The following is a 6,667-nucleotide window of genomic DNA, read 5'->3' on the forward strand; positions in this document are numbered from 1 at the left end:
GGCCGTGCCGTGCGGCCGTCGCGGGTCGGCAGCAGCCTGAGGGCCGTGCGGTCGGCCGCCGCCCCCGGCGTGTCGGGGGCGGCCGCCGCCCTCGGTGTGCCGTGCGGCAATCCTGGTGCCCGGGCCGCCCTTGGCGGCCCGGGTTCCGTGGCGGCTAAGGCGTCGTGCCGCCGCCCGCGGTCGGCTGCTCCTCGGCGGTTCCGGCGCGAGCCAGGCGGCTGTGGGTGCGGCCGTAGAGGAAGTACACCAGGAAGCCGGCCGCCATCCAGATGCCGAACCGGACCCACGTCTCGGCGGGCAGGTTGATCATCAGCCACAGGGAGGCGCACACCGACAGGATCGGGATGACCGGGACCCACGGGGTGCGGAAGGCCCGGGGCAGGTCGGGGCGGGTCCGGCGCAGGACGAGCACGCCGATCGCGACGACCACGAAGGCGAACAGCGTGCCGATGTTCACCAGGGCGGCGAGTTCCGTCAGCGGCGTGAAGCCGGCCAGGATCGCGATGATCACACCGAGCAGGATGGTCGGCCGGTGCGGCGTCTTGAACCGGGGGTGGACGCGCGAGAAGAACCGCGGCAGCAGCCCGTCACGGCTCATGGCGAAGAACACCCGCGTCTGCCCGAGCAGCAGGATCATGCACACCGTCGTCAGACCGACCGCGGCCCCGAAGCTGATGAAGCCCGCGTACCACGGGTGTCCCGTGGCCTTGAACGCGTCGGCCAGCGGCGCGTCCACGGACAGCCGGGTGTAGTGCTGCATGCCGGTGACCACGATCGAGACGAGCACGTACAGCGTGGTGCAGATCAGCAGGGAGCCGAGGATGCCCCGCGGCATGTCGCGCTGCGGGTTGCGCGTCTCCTCGGCGGCCGTGGCCACCACGTCGAAGCCGATGAAGGCGAAGAACACGACCGAGGCTGCGGTGAAGATGCCCATCACGCCGAAGTTGGACGGCGCCCAGCCGAACATCAGCTGGATCAGCGGCGAGTCGAGACTCGCCCCGGCCTCCACCGGCTTCTCCTTCGGGATGAACGGGTCGTAGTTCTCACCCTTGATGAGGAACGCGCCCGCGATGATCACCACGAGCACGACCGTGACCTTGATGGCGACGACGAGCGAGGTGATGCGCGCCGACAGCTTCATGCCGAGGACGAGGATGACCGTGAGGACCAGCACGAGCACGGCGGCGAGGATGTCGAAGCCGAAGCCGTCGGCGCCCTCCCGACTGCCCAGGGCCGCCGGCATCTGCCATCCGGCGTTGTCCATGAGCGACTGGATGTACCCCGACCAGCCGACGGCCACCACCGCCGTCCCGAGCGCGAACTCCAGGACCAGGTCCCAGCCGATGATCCAGGCGGGCAGTTCCCCGAGGGAGGCGTACGAGAACGTGTAGGCGGACCCGGCGACCGGGACCGTGGACGCGAACTCGGCGTAGCAGAGCGCTGCCAGCGCACAGGCGACGCCGGCCGCCGCGAACGCCAGGGCCACCGCGGGCCCGGCGTTGTTCTTGGCGACGGTGCCGGTGAGGACGAAGATGCCGGTGCCGATGATCACACCGACGCCGAAGACGGTCAGATCGAGCGCGGACAAGGACTTCTTGAGCGCGTGCTCTGGCTCCTCGGTATCGAGGATGGACTGCTCGACCTTCTTCGTCCGGAAGAGGGTGCTGCTCACGGGGTACCTCCCACGCTTGTCGTCCTCGACATGATCGAGAGGGGGCACCATCCGTATGCCCCGACAGCGATGGAATCACGCCAATGGGCCGGTTTCACCACCCTTGTCGGGGGCGGAACCGGCCCATTCGGCGGTACCGGGTGGGCGTCAGTCGCGCGCGGGCTCCACGGAGTCGACCGTGGCCCGCTCGTAGCGTCCGTCCAGCTTGGCGACCAGGCCGGTCACCTGCCGGGCGATGTCCGGCGCGGTGAGTCCGATCTCGGTGAGCACCTCCGCGCGCGAGGCGTGGTCGAGGAAGCGCGGCGGGATGCCGAAGTCCCGCAGGGGGACGTCGACGCCCGCGTCGCGCAGCGCCTGCGCGATCGCCGAGCCGACCCCGCCGACCCGGCTGTTGTCCTCGACGGTGACGACCACGCGGTGCCGCTCGGCGAGCGGGGCCATGGCCTCGTCGACGGGTTTGACCCAGCGCGGGTCGACCACGGTCGTGGAGATGCCCTGCTTGTCGAGCAGTCCGGCGACCTCCAGGCACATCGGCGCGAGGGCGCCGACGGAGACCAGCAGCACGTCGGGCCGGTCGGTGCCGGGCTCACGCAGCACGTCCATCCCGCCGACGCGGCGCACGGCCGGTACGGCGGGGCCGACGGCGCCCTTGGAGAAGCGGACCACGGTCGGCGCGTCCTCGACGGCGACGGCCTCGCGCAGCTGGGCGCGGACCTGGTCGGCGTCGCGCGGCGCGGCCAGCCGCAGCCCGGGCACCACCTGGAGGATCGACATGTCCCACATGCCGTTGTGGGAGGCCCCGTCGGTGCCGGTGATCCCGGCCCGGTCCAGGACGAAGGTGACGCCGCACTTGTGCAGGGCGACGTCCATCAGCACCTGGTCGAAGGCGCGGTTGAGGAAGGTGGCGTAGACGGCGAACACCGGGTGCACGCCGCCCGTGGCCAGGCCCGCGGCGGAGACGGCGCCGTGCTGTTCGGCGATGCCGACGTCGTAGACCCGCTCCGGGAAGCGCTTGGCGAACTTGTCCAGGCCCACCGGCTGGAGCATGGCGGCGGTGATGGCGACGATGTCCTCGCGCTCCTCGCCGAGCTTCACCATCTCCTCGCCGAAGACGGAGGTCCAGTCGGCGCCGGAGCTGGCGATCGGCAGGCCCGTGTCGGGGTGGATCTTGCCGACGGCGTGGAAGCGGTCCGCCTCGTCCTGGAGGGCGGGCTGGTAGCCGCGGCCCTTCTCGGTGAGGCAGTGCACGATGACGGGCCCGCCGAACCGCTTGGCGCGGGCCAGGGCGGACTCCAGGGCCTCGATGTCGTGGCCGTCGATCGGGCCGACGTACTTCAGGCCCAGGTCCTCGAACATGCCCTGCGGGGCGATGAAGTCCTTCAGGCCCTTCTTGGCGCCGTGCAGGGTGTCGTAGAGCGGCCGGCCGACGACCGGGGTGCGCTCCAGGACCTCCTTGGTGCGGGCGAGGAAGCGCTCGTAGCCGTCGGTGGTGCGCAGGGTCGCCAGGTGGTTGGCGAGGCCGCCGATGGTCGGCGCGTAGGAGCGCTCGTTGTCGTTGACGACGATGACGAGCGGGCGGTCCTTGGCGTCGGCGATGTTGTTCAGCGCCTCCCAGGCCATGCCGCCGGTCAGCGCGCCGTCGCCGATGACGGCCACGACGTGGTCGTCGCGCCTCATGAGCTGGTTGGCCTTGGCGATGCCGTCGGCCCAGCCGAGGACGGTCGAGGCGTGCGAGTTCTCGATGACGTCGTGCTCGGACTCGGCCTGCGAGGGGTAGCCGGACAGGCCGCCCTTCATCTTCAGCCGGGAGAAGTCCTGGCGGCCGGTGAGCAGTTTGTGGACGTAGGACTGGTGTCCGGTGTCCCACAGCACCTTGTCCCTGGGCGATTCGAAGACCCGGTGCAGGGCGATGGTGAGCTCCACCACGCCGAGGTTGGGGCCGAGGTGACCGCCGGTCTTGGAGACCGCTTCGACAAGGAAGGTCCGGATCTCCTCCGCCAGCTGGTTCAGCTCCTCCAGGCTGAGCCGGTCCAGATCGCGCGGTCCCCTGATACGGGTCAGCAGCGGCACCCGTGCCTCCTTGCAGTAGAGCTGATCGAGCTGTTGCCGGGCGTGTCGAGTCTAATGTTCCGCCCCAGGGGACCGCGCCGAGGCCGTGCGTCATACGTCACGCATTCGGCTGTACCCAACTTGGGCCCCGCCTACGACACGACTGTGCCCGGCACCTGTCGGTGCCGGGCACAGTGAGGGTCTTCGGCGCTACGCGCGACCCGCGGTCTTCTGCGTCTTGCGCGTCACCGCGTCGATGACGACCGTGGCGAGGAGCACACCACCGGTGATCATGTACTGCACCGGGGAGGCGATGCCCTCCAGGGCGAGGCCGTACTGGATCGAGACGATCACCAGCACACCGAGCAGCGCGTTCCACGTGCGGCCGCGGCCACCGAAGAGCGACGTGCCACCGATCACCGCCGCGGCGATCGCGTTCATCAGCAGGTCACCGCCGCCGGCGCCCTGGTTGGCCGCCGCGATCTTCGAGGCGATGAACAGGCCGCCCACCGCGGCGAAGGTGCCGGAGATCGCGAAGACCGAGATCCGGACCATCTCCACGTTGATGCCGGCCCGGCGCGAGGCCTCGACGCTGCCGCCGAGCGCGAACACCTTGCGGCCGTACGCCGTGCGCCGCAGCACGAAGTCCGTGACCAGCAGCACCACGATGAAGATCACCACGGCGAGCGGCAGGCCCTTGTACTGGTTGAAGACGATGGCGACGGCGAAGGCGAGGATCGCCAGCAGCACCGTGCGCACGATGGTCTCGCTCAGCGGCCGGGACGGCACACCCGCGGCCTCGCGGCGGCGGTTGCCGTAGAAGGAGCTGAGGAAGTACCCGGCGGTCACCACCGCGGCCAGCGCGTACGCGGCGGCCACGTCGGAGAAGTAGTAGCTGGTCAGCTGGGCCACGACCCCGTCCGGGTCGAGGTTGATCGTGCCGTTGTCGCCCAGGATCTGGAGCATGAAGCCGTTCCAGAACAGCAGACCGGCCAGGGTGACGGCGAAGGCGGGGACGCCGATCTTCGCGAAGAAGAAGCCGTGCAGCACGCCGGCGACCGTGCCGGTGAGGATGGCCAGCACGAAGGCGAGCCATTCGTTCATGCCGTTGGTGACGTTCAGCACCGCGAAGGTCGCACCGGCGACACCGGACACCGAGCCGACCGACAGGTCGATCTCGCCGAGCAGCAGCACGAACACGATGCCGACGGCGATCATGCCCGTGCCGACCATGGCGACGGACATGTCGGACAGGTTGCCCGCGGTGAGGAAGTTGGAGTTCAGGCTCGTGAAGATGAGCCAGATGATCGCCAGGCCGATGACGACCGGGATGGAACCCAGGTCACCGGACTTCATCTTCCGCTTGAACTCGGTGACGTAGCCCGCGAGGCCCTGCTCGCGCACCAGCAGCCGCGGGTCGACGACCGTGACGGCGGCCTTGGCCGCCTCGGGGTTCTCCACGACGTGCTCTTCGGCTCCCGGAGCCGCGGAGGTCTTGTCGATGCTCACTTGGAAACCTCCCCGTTCGTGCGCGCCGCACGGCGGGTCACGGCGTTGTCGGTGGCGCCGGTGATGGCGGAGATGATCTCTTCCTGCGAGGTCGACTTGACCTCGAAGACGCCGTTGTTGCGCCCGAGGCGCAGCACGGCGACCTTGTCCGCCACGGCCTTGACGTCGGCCATGTTGTGGCTGATCAGGATCACGGCGTGACCGCGTTCGCGCAGCCGCTCGACCAGGTCGAGGACCTGGGCGGTCTGCTCGACGCCGAGCGCGGCGGTGGGCTCGTCGAGGATGACCAGCTTGGGCTCTCCGAGCATGGACCGGGCGATGGCCACGGTCTGGCGCTGACCACCGGAGAGCGAGGCGATCGGGATGCGCACGCTGGGGATGCGGATCGACAGCGTGTCGAGGAGCTCGCGGGAGCGGCGCTCCATCTCCACCTCGTCCAGGATGCCGCGCTTGCGCAGCTCCCGGCCCAGGTAGAGGTTGCCGACGACGTCGATGTTGTCGCACAGCGCGAGGTCCTGGTAGACGGTCGCGATGCCCAGGTTCTGGGCGTCGTGCGGCTTGTTGATCTGGACGGACCTGCCGTCCCATTCGATGACGCCCTCATCGATGGGGTGCACGCCGGCGATCGTCTTGACCAGCGTGGACTTTCCGGCGCCGTTGTCGCCCACCAGGGCGACCACCTCACCGGCGTGGACCTCAAGCTCTACGTCGGTGAGCGCCTGTACGGCACCGAACCGCTTGGAGACCCCGCGCAACGCCAGCACGGGCGTAGCGGACACGTGAACCATCTCCTTCGCCGCCTGACCCGGCGGGAGGTTGTGCAGAAGTGTGGGAGGAGTGATCACTCCGGCGCCCCGCGGAGCTTGCGGGGCTGGTGAGGCGGGGCGCCGGAGGAACTCGGGGCAGCCGGTCCGTGGGAGTTCGGGGAGTCCGGGCGGACTCCCTGGTGTCTTCATCGGACCTGGCGGCTGCTTAGTTGAGGCCGATCTTGTCGCAGGCGGACTTGTACTTGCCCGCGCAGATCTCGTTCACGGTGTAGATGCCGTCCTTGATGACGGTGTCCTTGATGTTGTCCTTGGTCAGCGAGACGACCGGGACCAGGACGGACGGGATGGCCTTGGTGGTCGGGCTGTCGACCTTGTCCTTGGCGATCGAGTCGAGCGACTTGCCCTGGGCGAGGGCGACGGCCATCTCGGCCGCGACGTCCGCCTCCTGGGGGTAGGGCTTGTAGACGCTCATGTACTGCTCACCGGTGACGATGCGCTGCACGCCGGAGAGCTCGGCGTCCTGGCCGGTGACGGGGATGTCGGCGATGCCGGCGGCCTTCAGGGCGGTGATGATGCCGCCCGCCATGCCGTCGTTGGCGGAGTAGACGCCGACGATCTTGTCCTTGCCGAGGGCGGAGATGGCGCCCTCCATGTTGGCGTTGGCGTTCTC

5 protein-coding genes are annotated in these 6,667 nt (G+C 69.5%); all 5 read right to left on the bottom strand.

Annotation, left to right across the window (positions count from 1 at the left end):
• Positions 1-154 precede the first annotated feature (154 nt).
• Positions 155-1,672, bottom strand: a complete 1,518-nt coding sequence (locus tag RIN80_RS25645) for an amino acid permease (RefSeq protein ID WP_309098022.1) — start codon at positions 1,670-1,672, stop codon at positions 155-157.
• A 147-nt stretch (positions 1,673-1,819) separates the two neighbouring features.
• Entirely contained in the window at positions 1,820-3,742 is a 1,923-nt protein-coding gene (gene dxs / locus RIN80_RS25650; RefSeq protein WP_309098023.1) for a 1-deoxy-D-xylulose-5-phosphate synthase, read from the bottom strand.
• Between the two features lie 189 nt (positions 3,743-3,931).
• On the bottom strand, positions 3,932-5,230 hold the full coding sequence (locus tag RIN80_RS25655) for a sugar ABC transporter permease (protein ID WP_309098024.1): 1,299 nt from the start codon (positions 5,228-5,230) through the stop codon (positions 3,932-3,934).
• Positions 5,227-6,018: an ATP-binding cassette domain-containing protein gene (locus RIN80_RS25660; RefSeq protein WP_298568213.1), complete on the bottom strand. Its 792-nt coding sequence runs from the start codon at positions 6,016-6,018 to the stop codon at positions 5,227-5,229. Before RIN80_RS25660 ends, RIN80_RS25655 begins: the two co-directional genes overlap by 4 nt.
• Before the next feature lie 184 nt (positions 6,019-6,202).
• The coding region (locus tag RIN80_RS25665; RefSeq protein ID WP_309098025.1) for a substrate-binding domain-containing protein at positions 6,203-6,667 on the bottom strand (465 nt) is incomplete at its 5' end.

Source organism: Streptomyces sp. (assembly GCF_031181705.1).
Taxonomy (GTDB): Bacteria; Actinomycetota; Actinomycetes; order Streptomycetales; family Streptomycetaceae; genus Streptomyces.

Bases quoted from the DNA above. Each gene is read 5' to 3' on its own strand.
- RIN80_RS25660 (WP_298568213.1), bottom strand. From the start codon at position 6,018: ATGGTTCACGTGTCCGCTACGCCCGTGCTGGCGTTGCGCGGGGTCTCC.